General features: G+C 74.0%; 15 protein-coding genes. 8 read left to right on the forward strand and 7 right to left on the reverse strand.

All coding sequences use genetic code 11. The features are described 5' to 3' along the window. Positions 1-15: 15 nt before the first annotated feature. Entirely contained in the window at positions 16-498 is a 483-nt protein-coding gene (locus ACIQU6_RS25755) for a DUF456 domain-containing protein (protein ID WP_403484034.1), read from the reverse strand. A gap of 186 nt (positions 499-684) precedes the next feature. Here ACIQU6_RS25755 and ACIQU6_RS25760 point away from each other — a divergent pair, with 186 nt between their 5' ends. Continuing rightward, a complete protein-coding gene (locus ACIQU6_RS25760) occupies positions 685-2,049 on the forward strand; it encodes a protein phosphatase 2C domain-containing protein (RefSeq protein ID WP_403484035.1) in 1,365 nt (454 codons plus the stop codon). 135 nt (positions 2,050-2,184) lie between these two features. Further along, positions 2,185-3,927, forward strand: a complete 1,743-nt coding sequence (locus ACIQU6_RS25765; protein WP_403484036.1) for a pyruvate dehydrogenase — start codon at positions 2,185-2,187, stop codon at positions 3,925-3,927. A gap of 34 nt (positions 3,928-3,961) precedes the next feature. On the opposite strand, the gene ACIQU6_RS25770 is transcribed toward ACIQU6_RS25765, so the two are convergent. After that, positions 3,962-7,087, reverse strand: a complete 3,126-nt coding sequence (locus ACIQU6_RS25770; RefSeq protein ID WP_403484037.1) for an alpha-mannosidase — start codon at positions 7,085-7,087, stop codon at positions 3,962-3,964. 327 nt (positions 7,088-7,414) lie between these two features. Here ACIQU6_RS25770 and ACIQU6_RS25775 point away from each other — a divergent pair, with 327 nt between their 5' ends. Continuing rightward, a complete protein-coding gene (locus tag ACIQU6_RS25775) occupies positions 7,415-7,825 on the forward strand; it encodes an ATP-binding protein (protein WP_403484038.1) in 411 nt (136 codons plus the stop codon). A gap of 42 nt (positions 7,826-7,867) precedes the next feature. Here the strand turns inward: ACIQU6_RS25775 and ACIQU6_RS25780 are convergent, their stop codons facing one another. Together ACIQU6_RS25780 and ACIQU6_RS25785 are read right to left on the reverse strand one after the other, a co-directional pair. Continuing rightward, positions 7,868-8,947: a DUF2637 domain-containing protein gene (locus ACIQU6_RS25780; protein WP_403484039.1), complete on the reverse strand. Its 1,080-nt coding sequence runs from the start codon at positions 8,945-8,947 to the stop codon at positions 7,868-7,870. A gap of 212 nt (positions 8,948-9,159) precedes the next feature. Then, positions 9,160-10,011, reverse strand: coding sequence for a (2Fe-2S)-binding protein (locus tag ACIQU6_RS25785; RefSeq protein ID WP_403484040.1), 852 nt, complete (start codon positions 10,009-10,011; stop codon positions 9,160-9,162). A 195-nt stretch (positions 10,012-10,206) separates the two neighbouring features. On the opposite strand from ACIQU6_RS25785, the gene ACIQU6_RS25790 reads away from it, so the two are divergent. Then, positions 10,207-10,968, forward strand: coding sequence for a GntR family transcriptional regulator (locus tag ACIQU6_RS25790; RefSeq protein WP_403484041.1), 762 nt, complete (start codon positions 10,207-10,209; stop codon positions 10,966-10,968). A 32-nt stretch (positions 10,969-11,000) separates the two neighbouring features. On the opposite strand, the gene ACIQU6_RS25795 is transcribed toward ACIQU6_RS25790, so the two are convergent. From ACIQU6_RS25795 to ACIQU6_RS25805, 3 genes are all read right to left on the reverse strand, one after another. After that, the gene (locus tag ACIQU6_RS25795) at positions 11,001-11,876 is read right to left on the reverse strand and encodes a hypothetical protein (RefSeq protein ID WP_403484042.1); all 876 of its coding nucleotides are present in this window, start codon (positions 11,874-11,876) and stop codon (positions 11,001-11,003) included. A 273-nt stretch (positions 11,877-12,149) separates the two neighbouring features. Next, positions 12,150-12,977 (reverse strand): hypothetical protein, encoded by an 828-nt coding sequence (locus tag ACIQU6_RS25800; protein WP_403484054.1) that lies wholly within the window; start codon positions 12,975-12,977, stop codon positions 12,150-12,152. Between the two features lie 366 nt (positions 12,978-13,343). Next, positions 13,344-15,056, reverse strand: a complete 1,713-nt coding sequence (locus ACIQU6_RS25805) for a PucR family transcriptional regulator (protein ID WP_403484043.1) — start codon at positions 15,054-15,056, stop codon at positions 13,344-13,346. A gap of 263 nt (positions 15,057-15,319) precedes the next feature. Between ACIQU6_RS25805 and ACIQU6_RS25810 the strand changes: the two genes are divergently transcribed. The 4 genes from ACIQU6_RS25810 (at position 15,320) to ACIQU6_RS25825 (ending at position 20,917) form a co-directional block, all read left to right on the forward strand. Beyond that, positions 15,320-16,213 (forward strand): FAD binding domain-containing protein, encoded by an 894-nt coding sequence (locus ACIQU6_RS25810; RefSeq protein WP_403484044.1) that lies wholly within the window; start codon positions 15,320-15,322, stop codon positions 16,211-16,213. Continuing rightward, complete coding sequence (locus ACIQU6_RS25815; RefSeq protein ID WP_403484045.1) at positions 16,213-16,803, forward strand: (2Fe-2S)-binding protein; 591 nt, start codon at positions 16,213-16,215, stop codon at positions 16,801-16,803. Before ACIQU6_RS25810 ends, ACIQU6_RS25815 begins: the two co-directional genes overlap by 1 nt. A gap of 4 nt (positions 16,804-16,807) precedes the next feature. Then, positions 16,808-19,198 carry a xanthine dehydrogenase family protein molybdopterin-binding subunit gene (locus tag ACIQU6_RS25820; protein WP_403484046.1) on the forward strand — a complete coding sequence of 797 codons (2,391 nt, stop codon included), beginning with the start codon at positions 16,808-16,810 and terminating at the stop codon, positions 19,196-19,198. A gap of 252 nt (positions 19,199-19,450) precedes the next feature. Further along, on the forward strand, positions 19,451-20,917 hold the full coding sequence (locus tag ACIQU6_RS25825) for an NCS2 family permease (RefSeq protein ID WP_403484047.1): 1,467 nt from the start codon (positions 19,451-19,453) through the stop codon (positions 20,915-20,917). The last annotated feature ends 19 nt before the right edge of the window (positions 20,918-20,936 follow it).

Consider the following 20,936-nt stretch of genomic DNA (forward strand, 5'->3'; position numbering starts at 1 on the left):
GGTGGTCGCGGGGGTTCAGCCCGCGACCACCGCCCCCACCCAGGCGCCCACCACCAGCAGGCAGGCGAACAGTTCGACCAGCACGCTCAGGCCGACGGCGCGCAGCGCCGTGCGGGTGGAGGCCCAGGCGTCGCCGTGGCTGCCGAGGCGGACCCGTTCCAGGACGTAGAGGCCGCCGAACGCCCCCAGCGGACAGCCGATCACCGGGAGCAGGAAGAAGCCCGCGATCCCGGCCACGCCGGCGAGGACCAGGGTGCGGTACGGGGCGCCCGCCGCGCGCAGATCGCGGGTCGGCAGTAGCCACTTCAGCACCTGGTTGAGGAGCAGCACGCCGGTTCCGGCCATCAACACCGTCCACGCCGACGAGGACCGCTCCACCGTCGTCCACCACAGCAGCCCCGCCCACACCACCAGCGGTCCCGGGATGCCCGGGATCAGTACGCCGAACACCCCGAGCAGCATGACGAGCCCGACGACGATCAGTTGCCCGACGTTCATGCCACGGCCCCGGAGGCGCCGGCGTCCGGCCGGGTCCGGAGCGGCGCGCGCCCGGCTGCGGCTCGAAGGCTGCGCTCTCTCAGGGCCCGCATGGCCCAAGACTGCCGGACGTGGACCGGGGGCGCTTCTTGGAATGCCCTTTTCGCGCCCTGTCTCGGGAGCGCGCGCAACGGGACAATGCGACCCATGAACCAGCAGGGGGCGGGCCGCGGCAGAGAGGACGACTGGTGGTGGCGCGAGCTGTACGGGGACGGTCCCGGGGAAGAGGCCGAGAACGCCGGGCGGCCCGCTGGGTCCCGGCCGGACGACGCCTCGGACACCCTCGACGACCGGATCGAGTCGGCACTGCGGACGGTGGGGCGGGACCGGGGGGCCGGGGGAGCGTCGAGGGCCGCGGGGGCGTCGCCGGGGCCGTCGGCCTCGGACGCGACCGCCGCTGACCCGAGCCGCCCAGAGGGGACGGCCTTCGCCGGGACCGGATCGGAGGACTCCGGCTCCGGGGAGTCGGCTCTCGGAGCGTTCGAGCCCCGGCCGTGGGAGCCGAGCGGTTGGGAGCCGCGCCCCTGGGAACTGCCGGCCCGATCGCAGCCGTTCCCCACGGCCCCCGCGTCCCCGCCCCCGGCCCCGTCCCCTGCCTCGTCTCCTGTAGGAGCGTCCGCAGCGCAATCCGGGCCGCCCGACGGCCCTACGGGCGGGCAGCCCACCGTCCGGGAGCGCGCGGTCCGTTCCCTTCCCGACGCCTGCGGATTTCCCGAGGCCGATCCGGACGCGCTGGACGAACTGGTGCCGGACACCGTTCTGGAGGGCGCCGCATTCGGTTCCGCGACGGTCCGTGCCGTCGCCCGGCGCGGGGCCGACGCCCGTCGGCGCGGTGCCGCCCGCGGGGCCGCGCTCCTCACCGCCCGGTTCGGGACGGGCCGGGACGCGCTGCTGCTGATCGCCGTGGCCACCGCGGCGCCCGCCGCCCCGCGCGCGGCCCGCGACGCCTGCGCCTGGCTCGGCGGCGCCATCGGCCGCAGCGCCGCCCAACTGGCGCGGGACCTCCGCATCGGCCGGACCGACGCGCTCCGGGCGGGCTTACAGCGCCTCACCCACCGCGCACACGGCAAACTCCGCACCGGGCCACCGGAGACGGCCGAGCCCACCGGGACACCCGAGCCAACCAAGCCGCCCGGCACCCCCGGCCCACCCCTCGCCGCACTGCGCTGCCTCCTGCTGTCCGCGGACCCCGGCTGTCGCACCCGGGTGTTCTTCGGCGTCGGTGCCGGCGGGCTGTTCCGGCTGCGGGACGGCGGGTGGACGGACCTGGAGCCCGGCGACGGGACGCCGTTCCGCTTCCGCGCCGAGCCGGGGCGCGCGGGGGACGTGCTGCTGCTGTGCGGCCGCGATCTGGCGGGGCGGCTCGGACTCGACCCGGATGCCGCCGCCCGGCTGGCCGCCGCCTGGTCCCCGCCCGCCCCGCCCGACCCCGCCGACTTCCTCACCGCCGTCCGGCCGCGGGCCGCCGAGGACGTCGGGGACCGCACGGCGGTGGGGGTGTGGGAGGCGTGAGGTGACGGACGCCGGTCGCGCGCCCGATCGCACGCCGCCGGAGGCGGCGCGGGGGGTCCCGTGGGTACATGGGAGGACCAGCCAGCAGCCAGCAGTGCCCGTCGGCCCGTGCACCGCCCCGAGGAGGCTCGTTCCGTGGCCAAGCAGACCGTAGCCGAACAGTTCATCGACATCCTGGTGCGGGCCGGTGTCCGACGGCTCTACGGGGTGGTCGGGGACAGCCTGAACCCGGTGGTGGACGCCATCCGCCGCCGTTCCGGGATCGACTGGATCCAGGTCCGGCACGAGGAGACCGCCGCCTTCGCCGCCGGGGCGGAGGCGCAGCTCACCGGGAAGTTGGCGGCCTGCGCGGGGTCCTGCGGGCCCGGGAACCTGCACCTGATCAACGGCCTGTACGACGCGCACCGCTCGATGGCCCCGGTGCTGGCGCTGGCCTCGCACATCCCGTCCAGCGAGATCGGCACCACCTACTTCCAGGAGACCCACCCCGACCGGCTGTTCGCCGAGTGCAGCCACTACAGCGAGCTGATCTCCAGCACCAGGCAGATGCCGCGGGTGGTGCAGACCGCGATCCAGCACGCCGTGGGGCAGAGCGGCGTCGCGGTGGTCTCGCTGCCCGGCGACGTCGCCGCCGAACCGGCGCCTGAACGGGCCTTCCAGCACGCCCTGGTGACCACCCGGCCCTCGGTCCGCCCCGGGGACGGGGAGATCGACGAGCTGGCCCGGATGGTCGACGAGGCGGACCGGGTCACGCTGTTCTGCGGCAGCGGCACCGCGGGCGCGCACGCCGAGGTGATGGAGTTCGCGGAGCGGGTGAAGTCGCCGGTGGGCCACGCGCTGCGCGGCAAGGAGTGGATCCAGTACGACAACCCCTACGACGTGGGGATGAGCGGGCTGTTGGGGTACGGCGCGGCCTACGAGGCCACCCACGAGTGCGATCTGCTGATCCTGCTCGGCACGGACTTCCCGTACGCCGCCTTCCTCCCCGACGACGTCCGGATCGTCCAGGTGGACGTGCGGCCCGAACACCTGGGCCGGCGCTGCGCGTTGGACCTCGCCGTCTGGGGCGACGTCCGGGAGACGCTGCGCTGTCTGACCCCGCGGGTGCGGGCCAGGACCGACCGCAGGTTCCTGGACCGGATGCTGAAGAAACACGCGGACGCGCTGGAGGGCGTGGTCAGGGCGTACACCCGCAAGGTGGAGAAGCACCTGCCGATCCACCCGGAGTACGTCGCCTCGGTGCTCGACGAGGAGGCCGCCGAGGACGCGGTCTTCACCGTGGACACCGGGATGTGCAACGTCTGGGCGGCCCGCTACCTCACGCCCAACGGGCGCCGGCGGGTGATCGGTTCGTTCAGCCACGGCTCGATGGCCAACGCGCTGCCGCAGGCGATCGGCGCCCAGTTCCTCGACCGCGACCGGCAGGTCGTCTCGATGTCCGGGGACGGCGGCTTCACGATGCTGCTGGGCGACTTCCTGACCCTGGTCCAGTACGACCTGCCGGTGAAGGTGGTGCTGTTCAACAACTCCTGTCTGGGGATGGTGGAGTTGGAGATGCTGGTGTCGGGGCTGCCTTCGTACGGCACCACCAACAAGAACCCGGACTTCGCCGCGCTCGCCGGTGCGGCCGGGGCGTTCGGAGTGCGGGTGGAGAAGCCCAAGCAGTTGCGCGGGGCGCTGCGGGACGCGTTCCGGCACAAGGGCCCGGCGCTGGTCGACGTGGTCACCGACCCCAACGCGCTGTCCATCCCGCCGAAGATCAGCGCCGAGATGGTGTCGGGCTTCGCGCTCTCGGCCGGGAAGATCGTGCTGGACGGCGGGGTGGGGCGGATGCTCCAGATGGCCCGGTCCAACCTGCGGAACATTCCGCGGGGTTGAGGCCCGCCGGGCGTACCGGCGGGCCGGGCGCGCCTCACTCCGGGGCCGCTGCCGGGAGCTGCGGCCGGAGCCGGAGGGTCAGGATCTGGAACGGGCGCAGGGTGAGCGTGAGGTCCGAGGTCGGGCCCTCCTCCTCGTCCCGGAGGGGGCGTTCGAGCAGGTCGGTGACGGTGGCATGGGCGACGGGGAAGCCGGGCGCGAGGGTTCCGGTGGCGCGGCCGCCGTGGGATTCGTAGAGCCGGACGACGACGTCGCCGCTGCGGTCGTCGGCGAGCTTCACCGACTCGACGGTCAGGGCCGGGTGGTCGACGCGCACCAGCGGGGTGAGTCGTCCGGTGCCGGGGGCGGTGCGCAGCGGGAGGTTGAGGGCCAGGCCGCCGGCGAGGGCGTCGCCGGTGTCGGCGCCGGGCAGCAGCGCGTAGCGGAGGCGGTGGGTGCCCTGGTCGGTCTCCGGGTCGGGGCTGTGCGGGGCGCGCAGCAGGGTGAGCCGCACGGTCGTGCCGACGCCGTCCTCGTGGGGGGTGCGGGTGACGTCGTGGCCGTAGGTGGAGTCGTTGAGGACGGCGATGCCGTAGCCCGGTTCGGCGACCCGGAGCCAGCGGTGCGCGCAGATCTCGTAACGGGCCGCGTCCCAGCTCGTGTTGGCGTGGGTGGGGCGGTGCACATGGCCGAACTGGATCTCGGCGGTGGAGCGTTCGGCGTGCACGTCCAACGGGAACGCGGCCTTGAGGACCTTCTCCGACTCGTGCCAGTCGATGTCGGTGGTGATGTCCAGGCGGCGGGAGCCGGCGTGCAGGGTGAGGTCCTGGGTGAGGCGGGAGGTGCCGAAGGCGCGGGTGACCCGCACGGTGGCGGACAGCGGCCCGGAGGCGATCAGTTCGACGGCGTCGGCGTCGGTGAGGTCGGTGTGCCGGTTGCGGTAGTGCCGGTCGAGGTCCCAGGCGTCGTACTGGTTGGGGTGGTCGGGGTGCAGTTGGAGGAGGTTGCCGCGGGCGCCGGGGGCCAGCGCCTCCCGGCCGGCGGTCAGGTCGCGGACGGAGGTCAGCAGACCGTCGCGGTCGATGCGCACCCGTAGCCGGCCGTTGTCGAGGGTGAGGTGGTGGCCGTCGGCGGTGGCCCGTACGGGGGCGGGGGCGTCGGTGCGGGAAGCGGGGAGCGGGGCGGCGCCGAGCGCGGGGACGCGGACGGTGACCGGCGGCCCGTCGGCGCCGTCGGGCGGGGTGATGACCTCGTCGCGGTCGTAGGGCGAGGCGTTGTAGACGGCCGTGCCGGGCGGTTGACCGTCCCCCGCCTCGTCCGCCAGGGCCGCGAGGGCCCCCTCGATCAGGGCGGTCAGCTCGGTCTCCGTCGCGGCGTACGTGGCGCGGGCCTCGCGGTGCACCCAGGCGATCGACGAGCCGGGCAGGATGTCGTGGAACTGGTGCAGCAGCACGGTCTTCCAGAGGCGGTCCAGCGTCTCGTACGGATAGCGGTAGGCGCCCGCGCCGGCCCCGGCGGTGCGGACGGCGGCGGTCGCGGCCCACAACTCGGCCTCCCGCAGCAGGTGTTCGCAGCGCCGGTTGCCCTGCTTGGTCTTGGCCTGCGAGGTGTAGGTGCCGCGGTGGAACTGGAGGTAGAGCTCGCCGGACCAGACCGGGGCGGCGGCCCCGTACTCCTCGTGCGCGGCCTCGAAGAAGCGGGCCGGCGGTTCGACGGTGACCCGCGGGGAGCCCTCCAGGGAGCGCAGCCGGCGGGCCCGCTCCAGCATCTCCCGGGTGGGTCCGCCGCCGCCGTCGCCCCAGCCGAACGGCACCAGGGAGCGGGTGGCCCGGCCCTTCTCCGCGAAGTTCCGTTCCGCGTGGGCGAGTTCGCGGCCGTGGAGCTGGGAGTTGTAGGTGTCGACGGGCGGGAAGTGGGTGAAGACCCGGGTCCCGTCGATGCCCTCCCACCAGAAGGTGTGGTGCGGCATCCGGTCGGTGTCGTTCCAGGACAGCTTCTGGGTGAGGAACCACTTCGCGCCGGCCAGCCGGGCCAACTGTGGGAAGGCGGCGGTGTAGCCGAAGGAGTCCGGCAGCCACACCTCCTCGGTCTCCACGCCCAGCTCGTCCAGGAAGAACCGCTTGCCGTGCACCAGTTGCCGGGCCAGCGCCTCGCCGCCGGGCATGTTGGCGTCGGACTCCACCCACATCGAGCCGACCGGCGCCCAGTTCCCCCGCCGCACCGCCGTCTTGATGCGCTCCCAGATGTGCGGCTGGTTGTCCCGCACCCAGGCGTACTGCTGGGCCTGCGAGCAGGAGAACACCAACTCGGGGTAGTCGGCCGCCAGTTGGGTGACGTTGGCGAAGGTGCGGGCGGCCTTGCGGACGGTCTCGCGCAGCGGCCAGAGCCAGGCGGAGTCGATGTGGGCGTGCCCGGTGGCGGAGACCCGGTGCGCGCTGGCGGCGGCCGGGTCGCCGAGCACGTCCGCCAGTTCGGCGCGGGCCGCGGCCGCCGTGCCGCAGACGTCGTACGGGTCGAGGGCGTCCAGCATCCGCTCCAGGGCCCGCAGGATGCCGTGCCGGCGGGGACGGTCGACGGGCAGCTCCGCCATCAGCTCGGACAGCACCTCGATGTCCAGGAGCAACTGCCAGACGGTCTCGTCCAGCACCGCCAGGTCGGCGGAGGCGAAGCGGTACAGCGGCCGGCGCGGGGCGGTGCGGACGTCACCGAGGTCGGTGGGGCGGAAGCCGTGCAGCACCGCCGGGTTGGCGGCCGCCTCCAGCAGCAGGCGGACCTCCTCGCCGCCGCGGGCCGGGGACGCGACGGGGACGTGCCGGTTGCGCGGGTGGATGCCCTTGAGGGGCACGCCGGCGGCGTCGTGGACCAGCCCCTCCGCCTGGAAGCCCGGGCCGTCGCCCGTGAACCCCGGGTCGAGGACGGCCTCCACCCGGCGCCCGGCCCACTCCGGGGGGACCTCGCCGGCCAGCCGGAACCAACTCGTCGACCACGGCGGCCCCCAGGCGTCCCCGAGGGCGAACGCCTCGTAGGCGGCGGTCAACGCCTCGGCGACGGGCACTGGTTCGCCGGGCACGTGCCACACCGCGAGCCGCAGCGATCGGCGGGCCGCGTACTGGGCGGGGCGGATGTGCTGTTCGAGCGCCCGCGCCAGGCGCCCCTCCACCAGCAGTCGATCGTCGTGCACGGCGGCTCCTCAACGCTCGTACGGGTGGGCCCGGCACCGGCCCGCGGACCGGCGCGCTCCGGGCGGTCGCGGAACGTATACCCACCTCGGCCCGCCCCGGCCCGTTCCGCCGGGCCACCGCAGACCGGCACCGTCCGGCCGGGGTGGGCGCGCCGGCGGGCCGCCGGCAAGCGGAAGCATGGGGCCGGGTCCGGTGGGAATGCTGACCGTGAGGCTGTTCGAGGCAGAACGCTGGGTTCGTTGGGGGCGGGGGAGAGCATGCGTCAGCCTGTGCGGTGCGAGGAGCGCGACAGACGGCAGCGAGGGGATGGGGGGAGCGGGCGCGGGATGGTCGCGGTGCGGCCGCCGCGGGTGTGGGAACGCAAGGTGCGACAGGCCGATCTGAAGGCCGTGAGCGAGGTCCGCAGGGAGCTGCGGGAGTTACTCGGCCGCTGGGCGCCGCCGGATGGCCGCGCACCGGCGGACCCCGAGGTGGCGGTGCTGCTGACCAGCGAGTTGATCACCAATGCCCTGCTGCACACCGAGGGCGGGGCGGTGGTGACGGCGCGGGTCACCGACCGGCTGCGGGTGGAGGTGCACGACTTCGCCACCCGGATACCCGAGCCGCGCGCCCCGTCGGTCACCGGGGCGTCGGGGCGGGGGCTGACGCTGGTCCAGGCCCTGGCGGACGACTGGGGCGTCCGGTCCGAGGGCGTCGGCAAGTGCGTGTGGTTCGAGCTGGGAGGCGGACCGGCCTGACGCGCAGCCGGGGGGTGTGGGGCCGGCGCGGTCCGCCACCGATCAGCCGAACTGCCGCTCGATCTCGGCGAGTTTCTCCTCCAGGGTGTCCAGCCGGGGGCTGGTCTGGGGGTCGTCCTCGGCGGTGAGGTCGATGGCGCCGCGACGTCCGGGCGCGGGCCCGTCGGACTCGGCGCCGGTCACGGCCTTGAGGGCCGGGCGGGGCCGCTTGGTCGACTCGCCCTGGGGCAGCGCCGCCGGGTCGGCCGGCCCGGCGGCGTCCGGGCCGGGCTCCGCGGTGGGCGCCGGCGCGGCCACCGCGACGGCGACCTGGCGGGTGCCGCGCCTGCCCCAGGAGCGGTGTTGCCGGTTGAGGGCCTTGATGCGGGCCCGGTCCAACTTGCCCTGCTCCCGCCGGCGGAGCCGGCTCTGGGCCTTCTCCCGCTTGTCCTCGCGGACCTCCTCGACCGCCTCGTCCAGCGTCCGCACGCCCTCCAGCAGCATCAACGACCAGGCGGCGAAGGTCTCGCGGGGCGCCCGCAGCCAGCGCACGATCCGGATCTGCGGCAGCGGACGGGGCACCAGGCCCTGCTCGCGCAGCGCCGCCCGACGGGTCTGCTTCAGCGCCCGGTCGAAGAGCACCGCGGCCGACAGCGACATACCGGCGAAGAACTGCGGGGCGCCGGCATGGGCCATACCGCGCGGCGCGTGCACCCAGTTGAACCACGCGGCGGCGCCGGCGAACGTCCACACCAGCATCCGGGAGCCGAGCGCCGCGTCGCCGTGGCTGGCCTCGCGCACCGCCAGCACGGAGCAGAACATCGCCGCGCCGTCGAGCCCGAACGGCACCAGGTACTCCCAGCCCCCGGACAGGCCGAGGTTCTGGACGCCGAAGCCGACCAGCCCGTGGAAGGAGAGCGCCGCGGCGACCGCGGCACAGCAGAACAGCAACACGTAGGAGGCCGAGGCGAAGACGGTCTCCTTGCGACGGCGGCGCTCCTCGCTGCGTTCCCAGGAGTCGTCGGTGCCGGCCTGTCGGTGCGCGCGTTTGCCGCGCAGCACGAGGACGGCGGTGACCAGGACCCCGGCGAGCAGCAGAAGCGCCGGAACCAGCCAATTAAGCGATATATCGGTCGTTCTCATTCCGGGACCCCTTGCTCAAATTGCCGCGCTGTCGCGAATCGGCGAGCGCGCGCGCCATCCTGACGGAACCGGCTCCGGACGTACCGGGTTTCCGCGCAAGAGCACGCCAAGGGGTGCCGGGGTGTACGGCTCAGCGGCCGGGAAATCGAACTCCCATGCCTGACAGGGGAGTTGTGTGCGAGAAACGCTCGCTCTTGTGGGCGGCCGATGGGTCAGGAGGTTGCCGTGAGGCGGCTGATGCGCTCCGCGTCGCAGGTGCGCGGGCAGGTGGCGCAGGTGTCCTCGGGGCGCAGTGTGTAGTACATGCAGCAACTGGCGCGGTCCCGGGTCGGCAGCGCGGCGCCGTCCGGCCCGGTCAGCTCGCGGAACCCGGCGCCGGCCGCGTACGGCGCGGTGGCCCCCGGCAGCAGACGTGCCAACTCGGCCCTCGCGCGCGGCCCTTCGCCCAGCAACTGCCCGACGTACCACAGCCCCTCGACGATCTCGTCGGACGCCATCCCCCACAGTGCCCGCGGCCCGCGCCGCACCCGGGTGCGGAAGCCGTCCAGGACGGGCCGCAGATGGTCGGCGACCGCCGCGCGGACCTCGGCGCGCAGGGCCTCCTCGTCCGGCACCACCCGGGCGCCGGGCAGGGCCGCCGCCGGGTCGTCCGGGAGGCAGCTGAACGAGGCGGTGCGCACGGCCAGTTGCCCCAGTCCGCGGTGGAAGCGGACGTCCGCCACCGGCAGGTGCGGCACCCGCCGGAGCAGGAACCACGGGACGGTGATCAGCAGGCAGACCGGCCAGGCGTAGCGGTGCAGGGCGAAGCTGGCGACCACGTCGGGGCGGGCGGGGCGGCCGTGTTCGGTGGTGATGCGGGTCGCCTCGTCGGCGAGGAAGGCGTCCAACACCGGGTCGCCGACGGCCAGCGCGGACGCCGCCCACCAGCCGTCGCCGGCGGGCGGCTCGTCGTCCCAGAGCGTCACCCGGAGGTCGGGGAAGACCTCGGCGAGCCGGGCGTAGGCGTCCTCGGCCGGGTGGCCGGCGAAGGGGACGGCAGGCGCGGCGGCAGTGGCAGAAGGCATGCGGGGACCACCGAATCGCGATCGTTAACAGGTAAGCCTTACCTTATCCGACATCCCTACCCGCCCCCGCGGGCGTGTGAACCGCGGCTTTGGCCGCTTAGAGTGCTAGCTCGATCGTCCGGCCCCGACCGGCCACCCGGCCCCGGTGTCGACCGGGTTCCCGATCGTCGGCAGTCGTCAGCAGGAGGAGCGTCAATGGAGCAGGGCACGGCGGAACCGCGGCCGCAGGCCGGGGCGTGGCCGCCCGCACCGACCTGCGGCGCACCGCGTGGTGTCGGCGACGGCGACCCGGAGGCGGCCGCCGCCGGCCTGCGCCTGCCCCGGCAGCGACCGCGCCGGCACTCGGTCCGCGGCCAGGTCCTCACCGCCCTGCGCCGCGCGCTGACCGCCGGGGAACTCCTCCCCGGCGAGGTCTACTCCGCGCCGGCCCTCGCCGAGCGGTACGGCGTCTCCGCGACCCCGGTCCGCGAGGCCATGCAGCAGCTCGCCGGCGAGGGTGCCGTCGAGGTGGTGCCCAACCGCGGCTTCCGGGTCCGCGAGCGCAGCTCCCGCGACCTCGCCGAACTCGCCGAGGTCCGCACCATGTTGGAGGTGCCCGCGCTGCTGCGGCTGGCCCGGGCGGTGCCCGCGGACCGCTGGGAGGAGCTGCGGCCGCTGGCCGACGACGGGGTGGCCGCCGCCGCCCGGGGCGACCGGGTCGGGTACGCCGACGCCGACCACGCCTTCCACGAGGCGCTGATCTCGCTGACCGGGAACCGCCGGCTCACCGAGGTCGCCGGCGAACTGCTGCGCCGCGCACAGTGGTCGGCGGGCGGCGGCTCCCGCCTCCGCACGGCCGAGCTGCTGGCCGACGCCTCCGAGCACACCGCTCTGCTGGACGCGCTGATCGCCCAGGAGCACGCGGTCGTGGAGCGGATCGCCCGGGCGCACCTTTCGGCGGCGCCGCGGCCGCACTGAGTGCGGGGCCGGCCGTGCGGCGACGGCCGGCGTCAGAAGGCGGGCAGCAACTCCGCCAGGGGCAGCGCCGCGACGTCGGCGGCGGGCCGGGAGACGTACAACTCGGCGTGGTAGAAGCCGTCGGCCTCTTTGCCGCCGACGGGCAGCCCACGGGCCGCCAGTGCCTCGAACGCCGCCCGGCGCTCGGCCTCGTCGGCGAACCGGCGCTGGCGGAACGTGCGCGTGGTGACCCGCTCGGTCACCAGCCCGGCCCGCGCCAACAGCGCGGAGATCGGCCGGTACGACACCGTGCGCAGCACGAACGCGGCCACCCAGGGCGGCTCGGCGAGGCAGTCGAAGAGCCGGGCGAAGGTGCGGGCGGTGATGTAGCCGACGCCGCCGGTGACGGTGATCAGGTCGGTGCCGGCCAGCGCCTGGTGCAGCGCGGGGCTGGCGGCGTCGCGCTCCAGGTTCTCCGCGAAGCCGTGGTCGAGCAGGCCGGCGGCCACCGCGTAGCCGACCGCGCGGTCCGCGGCGTCGATGCCGGTCACCCGGGCCGCGCCGGGCAGCCGGCGGGCGGCGTAATAGGCCCGGTCGGCGCGGGCCAGGGCGTCGCCCTTGAGGGCGTGCGGGTCGGTGGTGACGTAGTGGTGGTAGAGGTCGTCGAGGGTGACCCGGTGGTTGAGCAGGGCCGGGTTGACCCCGTAGGAGCAGCAGAGGTCGACGACGCGTAGCGGCGGTCGGTCGCCGCGGCGGCGCCGTAGGGCGTCGGCCAGCGCGCGGAACACCGCCTGGCCGTGGTGCGGGATCTGGTACGCGAGCGGGTGGAGCGTGTCGAAGTAGCGGCGCGGATCAGGGCAGTTGTAGATCGACTCGAAATGTGCCTTGCCCCAGTCGGTTCCGGTGCTCGTGGGAGTGACTCCTGCCACGGTGGGCCTCCTGAAAGGCGCTGCCAGAGGGAGCTGGACCCGGACCAGGATCCAGGCCGCGGCCGCCCCGTCGCAGTGCGACTTGTGGCCATTCTCGTGGTCGCAGGGGTGCCGCGCTACCGCCCGGTCGGTGGACTGTGCGGCGGCGGCAGCCACCGCGGCCCGGCCGATCCGCGACCGGTGGGGTCATATTCCGGCCAAACGGCGCGGGGCGCGGCATGGCCGATGTCGGGTGGTTGACGGCCGGTGAGGCGCCGTCGGCCGGCGCGGCGACTACCCGGCGGGCTCCCCGGCCTCCGCGGGCCGCTCCGGCGAGGGCTGCGGGAGCTGGCCGGCGAGCCAGGTGGGCACGCCGCCCATGAGACGGAACAGCCGGGCGGCCTCCGTGCGCAGCCGGGCCGCCTCGTCCTCGGGGACGGCCTCCGCCAGCGCGGCCAGCGCCGGCGCGGTGCCGACCAGGAACCCCAGCTCCTCGCGGATCCGCAGGGACTCCGCGAAGCCGTGCCGGGCCTCCGCCAACTCCCCGTCACGCAGCGCCAGTCCGGCCAGGTGGCGCCAGGTGAAGGAGAGCAGCAGGCTGTCGCCGTGGGCGGCGGCACCGGCGTGCGCGCGGCGGTAGGCGGCGCGGGCGGCGTCCGGGCTGTCGGCGAGGTGCTCGGCCATCAGGCCGCGTCGGTAGTCCAGCAGTGGGCGGCCCGGCGTGCCCGGGGCGAGCAGCGCGGCGGCCCGGCCCAGCGCGGAGCGCGCCTCGTCGGCGCGGTCGCGGACGCCCAACACCGTTGAGGCGTAGGCGAGTTGGCCGCGTTCGCAGGCCGCTCCGCCGCGTTCGTCGTCGTCGCCGGCGAGCGCCTCCGCGGTGCGCAGCGCGTCCTCCGCCTCGGCCCAGCCGGTGGCGGTGAACATGCAGCGTTCCACCAGGAGCGCGGCGCGGTGCAGCGCGGCGGGGGCCTGCCGGGCGGCGTGCGGCGCCAGGAGGGCGGCGGCGTCGAGCCAGCAGCCGCGGGAGCGCAGCCGCCACACGGCGCGGTCGAGCGGATCATCGTCCCCCGGGGCGCCGCCGGGCGCCGGCGCGGCGCCCGGGCGTGGAGCCGGGACCGCCATCCGATCCGCGGGACTCATGGAATCCGCCGGATCCGCGGATCCGGGCATGGCGGTGTCCGCCACAGTGCCTCCCCGAGCGCCATTGAGCGGGAATTCAGGATGCTGTGGGGCGCATCACAGCACGAATCCCGGCACCGGGCCAAGGGGGTGGGTGAAAGATTTCACAATCGGGTGGGGCGGCTCGCGTGGCTGGTAACCGGCGGTTCGGCGGCGCCACGGGGCGGGTCGTTCGCCCTGCGCACCAAGGGCGTTGACCCGACTTCGCCCGATCGTGGTACCTCGGACGGCGCAGGCCGCGCGGCGGCCGCCCGCGCCCGGCGGGGCGACCGGTGAACCGGCGGCCCCGCGCGGCGCGTTGAAGGCCCGTCAGCTCATCCGGAGCGCCAGGAAGAAGTCCAGCTTGTCCTCCAGGCGCGAGAGGTCACGGCCCGTCAGCTGCTCGATCCGGCCCACGCGGTAGCGGAGGGTGTTGACGTGCAGGTGGAGGCGGGTGGCGCAGCGGGTCCAGGAGCCGTCACAGTCGAGGAACGCCTCCAGGGTGGGGATCAGCTCGGCACGGTGGCGGCGGTCGTAGTCGCGCAGCGGGTCCAGGAGCCGGGCGGTGAAGGCCCGGCGGACGTCGTCCGGGACGAACGGCAACAGCAGGACGTGCGAGGCGAGTTCCTCGTGGCCGGCGGCGCAGACCTGGCCGGGGCGGGCGGCGGCGACCCGGCGGGCGTGCCGGGCCTCCTCCAGGGCGCCGCGCAGCCCCTCGGCGGAGTGCACCGAGGCGCTGACGCCGACGGTCAGCCGGCCGTCGTCGGCCAGACCGCGGGCGAGCGGTTCCCGGATGACGCGCAGCAGCTGGTCGGCGTGCAGGCCGTCCGCCGCGGCGTCGGCGGCGTCCTCCGGGACGGCCGGCAGCGGCACCAGCGCCACCGCCTCGTCGCCGGTGTGCGCCACCGCGATCCGGTCCGCGGGCTCCGGGCCGGACGTGCCGGGGGCGACCAGCACCTCCTCCAGCAGGCTCTGCGCCACCGGGCCGCCGGGCACGTCGCCGCCCTCCCACTCGACCCGGGCCACCACGATCTGCCAGTGCGGGGCGGCGCCCAGCCCGGGCAGCAGGACCGGGGCGGCCACCCGCAGCCGGGCGGCGATCTCGGCCGGCGGCGCGCCGGTCTGGACCAGCTCCAGGACCTCCTGGGCCAGCCGCCGGCGGACCGTGCGGGCGGCGTCCCGGCGGTCCCGCTCGACGGCGATCAACTGCGTGACGCCGTGCAGCAGGTCCAGGCGCTCCTCGGACCAGTCACCGGCGTCCGCCTCGACGGCCAACAGCCAGTCGCTCAGCAGCGTCTGCCGCAGGTCACGGCTCCCGTGGCGGATCGGGAAGAGCGAGTAGGTCGCCCCCGGCCCGTCGCCCGGCCGGCCCTCGTCGAGCGGGTGCGCACCGGTGTCCTGGAGCGTGATCCGGTGCGGGCCGCGGCGCCCGCTGCGGGCGGCCGCCAGGTGCTCGCCGGCCAGCCGGGCGGCCAGCGGAGCGGGCAGCTCGGGACCGGCGCCGGCCAGGGTGGAGCCGGCGATCTGCCGGCCGGTGGGGGAGAGCACCCAGGCCCGCAGGTCCAGGTCGGAGCCGAGCAGGTCCAGCACCACCTCGGGGCCGCCGCCGGCCGGCCCGGAGGTCATCAGCCGCCGGTGCCGGTCCACCACGGCGGCCAGATCGCCGGCCCGCTCGCTGGAGACCTGCCGGACGACGTGCTCGGTGATCGAGGCGAACGACACCTTCTCGTCGACCGAGAACAGCGGTAGCCGGTGCCGGGCGCACGCCTGCACCAGGTCGTCGGGGATGGCGCCCAGCTCCGCCTCGCCGGCCGCGAGCCCGGCGACCCCCGCGGTCGCCAGGATGCGGACGAACCGCTCGGCGTCCTCCGGCTCCCGGCGCCAGGCCAGCCCGGTGAGCACCAGCTCGCCGCCGGAGAGGTAGCGGCTGGGGTCCCGCAGGTCGGTGGTCATCACGCCACGGACGGTGCGGTCCAGCTCCTCGTCGCCCCCGAGTAGCGTGAGGCCCAGAGAGTGTGTGTCCAGGAGTGCGCGGAGCCGCATGACCTCGCCCGCCGTTCTGTGCTGTCTCGTGTTGCCGGTGGAATGCCGCGAGGTTTTGATCCCTCGTCTTTCGTTCGAATCTACAAGACGGGCACCGTGGCCAGCCAACCGCTTCATGGTTTCGGTGACTGCACCGGGTGGGTGCCAGGCGCGTTCACTAACCCCAACCGCGTTAACGAGTCATGAACGGCTCACCGGCAACGAGGGCCCAAGGTCCCCACCGCGAGCAGCGGACGACCCAAATTTCTCAGAAGAGGCCAACGATGGACTTCCTTCGCCCCGCCAGCTGGGAGGAGGCGCTCGCCGTCAAGGCAGAGCACCCGACCGCTGTGCCCATCGCGGGCGGTACGGACGTGATGGTCGAGATCAACTTCGACCACCGCCGCCCCGAGTACCTGCTCGACCTGAACCGGATCGGCGACCTGGACGAGTGGGAGGTCGGGGAGAAGACCGTACGCCTGGGCGCCTCCGTCCCCTACACCAAGATCATGGAGTACCTGCGGGCCGAGCTGCCGGGCCTCGCCCTGGCCTCGCACACGGTGGCCTCCCCGCAGATCCGCAACCGCGGTGGCGTCGGCGGCAACCTCGGCACCGCCTCGCCGGCCGGTGACGCGCACCCCGCGCTGCTCGCCGCCGGCTGCGAGGTCGAGGTCGAGTCGGCCGCGCGCGGCGTGCGCATGATCCCGATCGACGAGTTCTACCTCGGCGTCAAGCGCAACGCCCTCCAGGCCGACGAGCTGATCCGCGCCGTCCACCTGCCCAAGGCCGACGGCCCGCAGCAGTTCTCCAAGGTCGGCACCCGCAACGCCATGGTCATCGCGGTGTGCGCCTTCGGCATCGCGCTGCACCCCGCGACCCGCACCGTCCGCACCGGCATCGGCTCGGCCGCGCCCACGCCCGTCCGGGCCAAGGAGGCCGAGACGTTCCTCAACGCCGCGCTCGAAGAGGGCGGGTTCTGGGACAACGGCAAGGTGATCACCCCGTCGGTCGCCAAGCAGTTCGCGGACCTGTGCTCCGCCGCCTGCAACCCCATCGACGACGTGCGCGGCACCGCCTCGTACCGCCGTCACGCGGTCGGCATCATGGCCCGCCGCACGCTCGGTTGGGCCTGGGAGTCGTACCGCGGCCGGGCCCCGCGCACGGAGGGAGTCGCGTAATGCGCGTCAATTTCACGGTCAACGGCCGCAAGCAGGAAGCCGACGACGTGTGGGAGGGCGAGTCCCTGCTGTACGTGCTGCGCGAGCGGCTCGGCCTCCCCGGCTCCAAGAACGCCTGCGAGCAGGGCGAGTGCGGTTCGTGCACGGTCCGCCTCGACGGGGTGCCGGTGTGTTCCTGCCTGGTGGCCGCCGGACAGGTCGAGGGCCGCGACGTCGTCACCGTCGAGGGCCTCGCCGAATTCGCCAGGAACCGCGCCTGCGGCGGTCACGAGGGTCGTGGCGCCGGTGGGACCTCCCTCCAGGAGGCCCAGGGCTGGTCCGCCAAGGGCACCGACTCGCAGACCGGCGAGGGCGCCGGACTCGCCCCGATCCAGCAGGCGTTCATCGACGCCGGCGCCGTGCAGTGCGGCTTCTGCACGCCGGGTCTGCTGGTCGCCTCCGACGAGCTCCTGGAGCGCACCCCGAACCCGAGCGACGCGGACATCCGCGAGGCGCTGTCGGGCAACCTGTGCCGCTGCACGGGCTACGAGAAGATCATGGACGCGGTGCGCCTGGCCGCGGCCCGCCAGTCCGAGCCCGAAGGGGTCTGACGCCATGGCCGACACACGCACCACCGGCATCCCGTCCAAGGTCACCCAGGGGTCGCAGACCCAGGGCGGCATCGGTGAGTCCACGCTCCGCCCCGACGGCACCCTGAAGGTCACCGGCGAGTTCGCCTACTCGTCCGACATGTGGCACGAGGACATGCTGTGGGGCCAGATCCTGCGCTCCACCGTCGCGCACGCCGAGATCGTCTCCATCGACACCGGCGAGGCGCTCGCGACCCCCGGCGTCTACGCGGTCCTCACCTACGAGGACCTGCCGACCGAGGTGAAGAACTACGGCCTGGAGATCCAGGACACCCCGGTCCTCGCCCACGGCAAGGTCCGCCACCACGGCGAGCCGGTCGCCCTGGTCGCCGCCGACCACCCGGAGACCGCGCGCCGCGCCGCCGCCAAGATCAAGGTCGAGTACCGCGAACTGCCCGTCATCACCGACGAGTCGAGCGCGCTGGCGCCGGACGCGATCCTCGTCCACGAGGGCCGCGACGACCACCACAGCGGCCATGTCCCGCACCCGAACATCGTGCACCGCCAGCCGATCCTCCGCGGCGACGCGGCCGCGGCCGCCGAGCGGGCCGACGTGATCGTCCAGGGCGAGTACACCTTCGGCATGCAGGACCAGGCGTTCCTCGGCCCCGAGTCCGGCCTCGCCGTGCCGGACGAGGACGGCGGCGTCGACCTGTACGTCGCCACCCAGTGGCTGCACTCCGACCTCAAGCAGATCGCCCCGGTGCTCGGCCTGCCCGAGGACAAGGTGCGGATGACGCTCTCCGGCGTCGGCGGCGCGTTCGGCGGTCGCGAGGACCTCTCGATGCAGATCCACGCGTGCCTGCTCGCGCTGCGCACCAACAAGCCGGTCAAGATCGTCTACAACCGGTTCGAGTCGTTCTTCGGGCACGTTCACCGGCACCCGGCGAAGCTCTTCTACGAGCACGGCGCCACCAAGGACGGCAAGCTCACGCACATGAAGTGCCGGATCGTCCTGGACGGCGGCGCCTACGCCTCCGCCTCCCCGGCGGTCGTCGGCAACGCCGCGTCCCTGTCGGCCGGTCCGTACGTGATCGACGACGTCGACATCGAGGCCATCGCCCTCTACACCAACAACCCGCCCTGCGGCGCCATGCGCGGCTTCGGCGCGGTCCAGGCGTGCTTCGCCTACGAGGCGCAGATGGACAAGCTGGCCGACAAACTGGGCATGGACCGCGTCGAGTTCCGCCGGCTCAACGCCATGGAGCAGGGCACGATCATGCCGACCGGCCAACCGGTCGACTCCCCGGCCCCGGTCGCCGAACTGCTGCGCCGCGTCAAGGCGATGCCGATGCCGCCCGAGCGCCAGTGGGAGTCCAGTGAGGGCGCCGACGTCCGCCAACTGCCCGGCGGCCTGTCCAACACCACGCACGGCGAGGGCGTCGTCCGCGGCGTCGGCTACGCGGTCGGCATCAAGAACGTCGGCTTCTCCGAGGGCTTCGACGACTACTCCACCGCCAAGGTGCGCATGGAGGTCATCGCCGGCGAGCCCGTCGCCACCGTGCACACCGCGATGGCGGAGGTCGGCCAGGGCGGCGTCACCGTCCACGCGCAGATCGCCCGCACCGAGTTGGGCGTCCACCAGGTGACGATCCACCCCGCCGACACCCAGGTGGGATCGGCCGGTTCGACGTCCGCCTCGCGGCAGACCTACGTCACCGGCGGCGCCGTCAAGAACGCCTGCGAGCTGGTGCGCGAGAAGGTCCTGGAGATCGGCCGCCGCAAGATGGGCAGCTACCACCCGGCGTGGGCCACCGCCGAACTCCTGCTGGAGGGCGGCAAGGTCGTCACCGACGGCGGCGAGGTCCTCGCGGACCTGGTCGACGTGCTGGAGGCCGAGACCGTCGAGATCGAGGAGGAGTGGCGCCACCGGCCCACCGAGGCGTTCGACCTGGAGACCGGCCAGGGCTTCGGCCACGTCCAGTACTCCTTCGCCGCGCACCGCGCGGTCGTCGAGGTGGACACCGAACTGGGCCTGGTCAAGGTCATCGAGCTGGCCTGCGCCCAGGACGTCGGCAAGGCGCTCAACCCGCTCTCCGTCGTCGGCCAGATCCAGGGCGGCACCACCCAGGGCCTGGGCGTGGCGGTGATGGAGGAGATCGTCGTCGACCCGAAGACCGCGAAGGTGCGCAACCCCTCCTTCACCGACTACCTCATCCCCACCATCCTCGACACCCCGACCATCCCGGTCGACGTGCTCGAACTCGCCGACCAGCACGCCCCGTACGGGCTGCGCGGCATCGGCGAGGCCCCCACCCTGTCGTCCACCCCGGCCGTCCTCGCGGCGATCCGGAACGCGACCGGGCTGGAGCTCACCAAGACGCCGGTACGTCCCGAGCACCTGACGGGCACGTAACGCGGCAAGCCGCCTGGGGCCACCTCCCCAGGCCACCGGCCCTCCGGGCGGTGCGCATCAAGGGGTGTCCTGTCCGTCCTCCCGCGCACCGCCCGGAGCCTCACCGCCCCACCCACAGGCTGATCTGTCGCCAACTCCGGGCAGTCAGCACCCCGTTCGTCTCGGGCCGTCCCCCGGGTCGTGCAGCCGAAGATCCATCCCAAATCTCGTCCCCTCGGCGAGTGTCCCTTTGAACCTTGGGAGTTAGGCACCATGACCCAGCAGTCCACCGAGCCGAGGACCACGGCGGAAGACGCGGGCGACGGCGCGCGCCAACCCGCCGGCCGGTCCTGGCTCGACCGGTACTTCCACATCTCGGAGAGAGGCTCGACCCTCGCACGGGAGACCCGCGGCGGCATCACCACCTTCATGGCGATGTGCTACATCCTCCTGCTCAACCCGGTGATCCTGGGGTCGGTCCAGGACGTCCACAAGGACAGCCTCGACCACAGCGCCCTGGTCACCGCGACCGCCCTGGGCGCGGCGGTCTGCACCCTGCTGATGGGCTTCGTCGGCAAGGTCCCGCTGGCCCTCGCGGCCGGCCTCAACGTCTCCGCCGCGCTGACCACCCAGGTGGTCCCGCACATGACCTGGCCGCAGGCGATGGGCATGTGCGTGGTCTACGGCGTGGTGATCTGCCTGTTGGTGGTCACCGGCCTGCGCGAGATGGTCATGAACGCCATCCCGCTCGCCCTGAAGCACGCGATCACCATGGGCATCGGGATGTTCGTCGCCCTGCTCGGCCTGGTGAAGGCCGGCTTCGTGGGCAAGGGCGCCGGCGGTCCGGTCACCCTGGGCAGCGACCTCTCCGGCCATCTCGTCGGCTGGCCGGTGCTGTTCTTCTGCTTCACCCTGCTGCTGATCTTCATGCTGCAGGCCCGCAAGGTGCCCGGCGCCATCCTCGTCGGCATCGTCGTCGGCTCCGCGGCCGCCATCGGCGCCACCAAGCTGGGCGGGCTGACCGCCAAGGACTGGGGCGGCACCCCGCCCTCCCTGACCGGCAAGGCCGTCGCGATGCCCGACTTCGGGCTCTTCGGGCACGTCGAGTTCGGCGGCTGGGGCTCCATCGGCGTGCTCAGCGTCACCATGATCGTCTTCACCCTGGTGCTGGCCGGGTTCTTCGACGCCATGGCGACCATCATCGGCGTCGGCACCGAGGCCAAACTGGCCGACGACAAGGGCCGGATGCCGGGGCTGTCCAAGGCCCTGTTCGTGGACGGCGCGGGCGGCGCGATCGGCGGCCTGGCCGGCGGCTCGGGCCAGACCGTCTTCATCGAGTCGGCCAGCGGCGTCGGCGAGGGCGCCCGGACCGGCCTGTCCTCCGTCGTCACCGGGCTGCTCTTCGCGGCCTGCCTGTTCTTCACCCCGGTCACCCAGCTCGTCCCGGCCCAGGTCGCCGCCGCCGCGCTGGTGGTCATCGGGTCGATGATGATGAGTGTTGCGGGGCATGTGGACTGGAGCGACCGGGCGACCTCGATCCCGGTGTTCCTTACCGTGACCCTGATGCCGTTCACGTACCAGATCACCACCGGCGTCGGCGCCGGCGTCATCGCCTACACCGCCATCAAGGCGGCCCAGGGCAAGTGGCGCGAGATCGGCGCCTTCATGTGGGTGCTGACCGGCGTCTTCCTCGTCTACTTCTCGCTCCATCCGATCGAGCAGTGGCTGGGCGTCAAGTAGCGCCCGCCCTGCTCCCGTC

Origin of the sequence: Streptomyces sp. NPDC090442 (assembly GCF_044769405.1) — a bacterium.
GTDB lineage: Bacteria > Actinomycetota > Actinomycetes > Streptomycetales > Streptomycetaceae > Streptomyces.

What these genes read in the sequence shown, in the direction of transcription:
- ACIQU6_RS25755 (WP_403484034.1), bottom strand. Translation starts at nt 498, where the DNA reads ATGAACGTCGGGCAACTGATCGTCGTCGGGCTCGTCATGCTGCTCGGG.
- ACIQU6_RS25760 (WP_403484035.1), top strand. Translation starts at nt 685, where the DNA reads ATGAACCAGCAGGGGGCGGGCCGCGGCAGAGAGGACGACTGGTGGTGG.
- ACIQU6_RS25775 (WP_403484038.1), top strand. Translation starts at nt 7,415, where the DNA reads ATGGTCGCGGTGCGGCCGCCGCGGGTGTGGGAACGCAAGGTGCGACAG.
- ACIQU6_RS25780 (WP_403484039.1), bottom strand. Translation starts at nt 8,947, where the DNA reads ATGAGAACGACCGATATATCGCTTAATTGGCTGGTTCCGGCGCTTCTG.
- ACIQU6_RS25785 (WP_403484040.1), bottom strand. Translation starts at nt 10,011, where the DNA reads ATGCCTTCTGCCACTGCCGCCGCGCCTGCCGTCCCCTTCGCCGGCCAC.
- ACIQU6_RS25790 (WP_403484041.1), top strand. Translation starts at nt 10,207, where the DNA reads ATGGAGCAGGGCACGGCGGAACCGCGGCCGCAGGCCGGGGCGTGGCCG.
- ACIQU6_RS25800 (WP_403484054.1), bottom strand. Translation starts at nt 12,977, where the DNA reads ATGGCGGTCCCGGCTCCACGCCCGGGCGCCGCGCCGGCGCCCGGCGGC.
- ACIQU6_RS25805 (WP_403484043.1), bottom strand. Translation starts at nt 15,056, where the DNA reads ATGCGGCTCCGCGCACTCCTGGACACACACTCTCTGGGCCTCACGCTA.
- ACIQU6_RS25810 (WP_403484044.1), top strand. Translation starts at nt 15,320, where the DNA reads ATGGACTTCCTTCGCCCCGCCAGCTGGGAGGAGGCGCTCGCCGTCAAG.
- ACIQU6_RS25815 (WP_403484045.1), top strand. Translation starts at nt 16,213, where the DNA reads ATGCGCGTCAATTTCACGGTCAACGGCCGCAAGCAGGAAGCCGACGAC.
- ACIQU6_RS25820 (WP_403484046.1), top strand. Translation starts at nt 16,808, where the DNA reads ATGGCCGACACACGCACCACCGGCATCCCGTCCAAGGTCACCCAGGGG.
- ACIQU6_RS25825 (WP_403484047.1), top strand. Translation starts at nt 19,451, where the DNA reads ATGACCCAGCAGTCCACCGAGCCGAGGACCACGGCGGAAGACGCGGGC.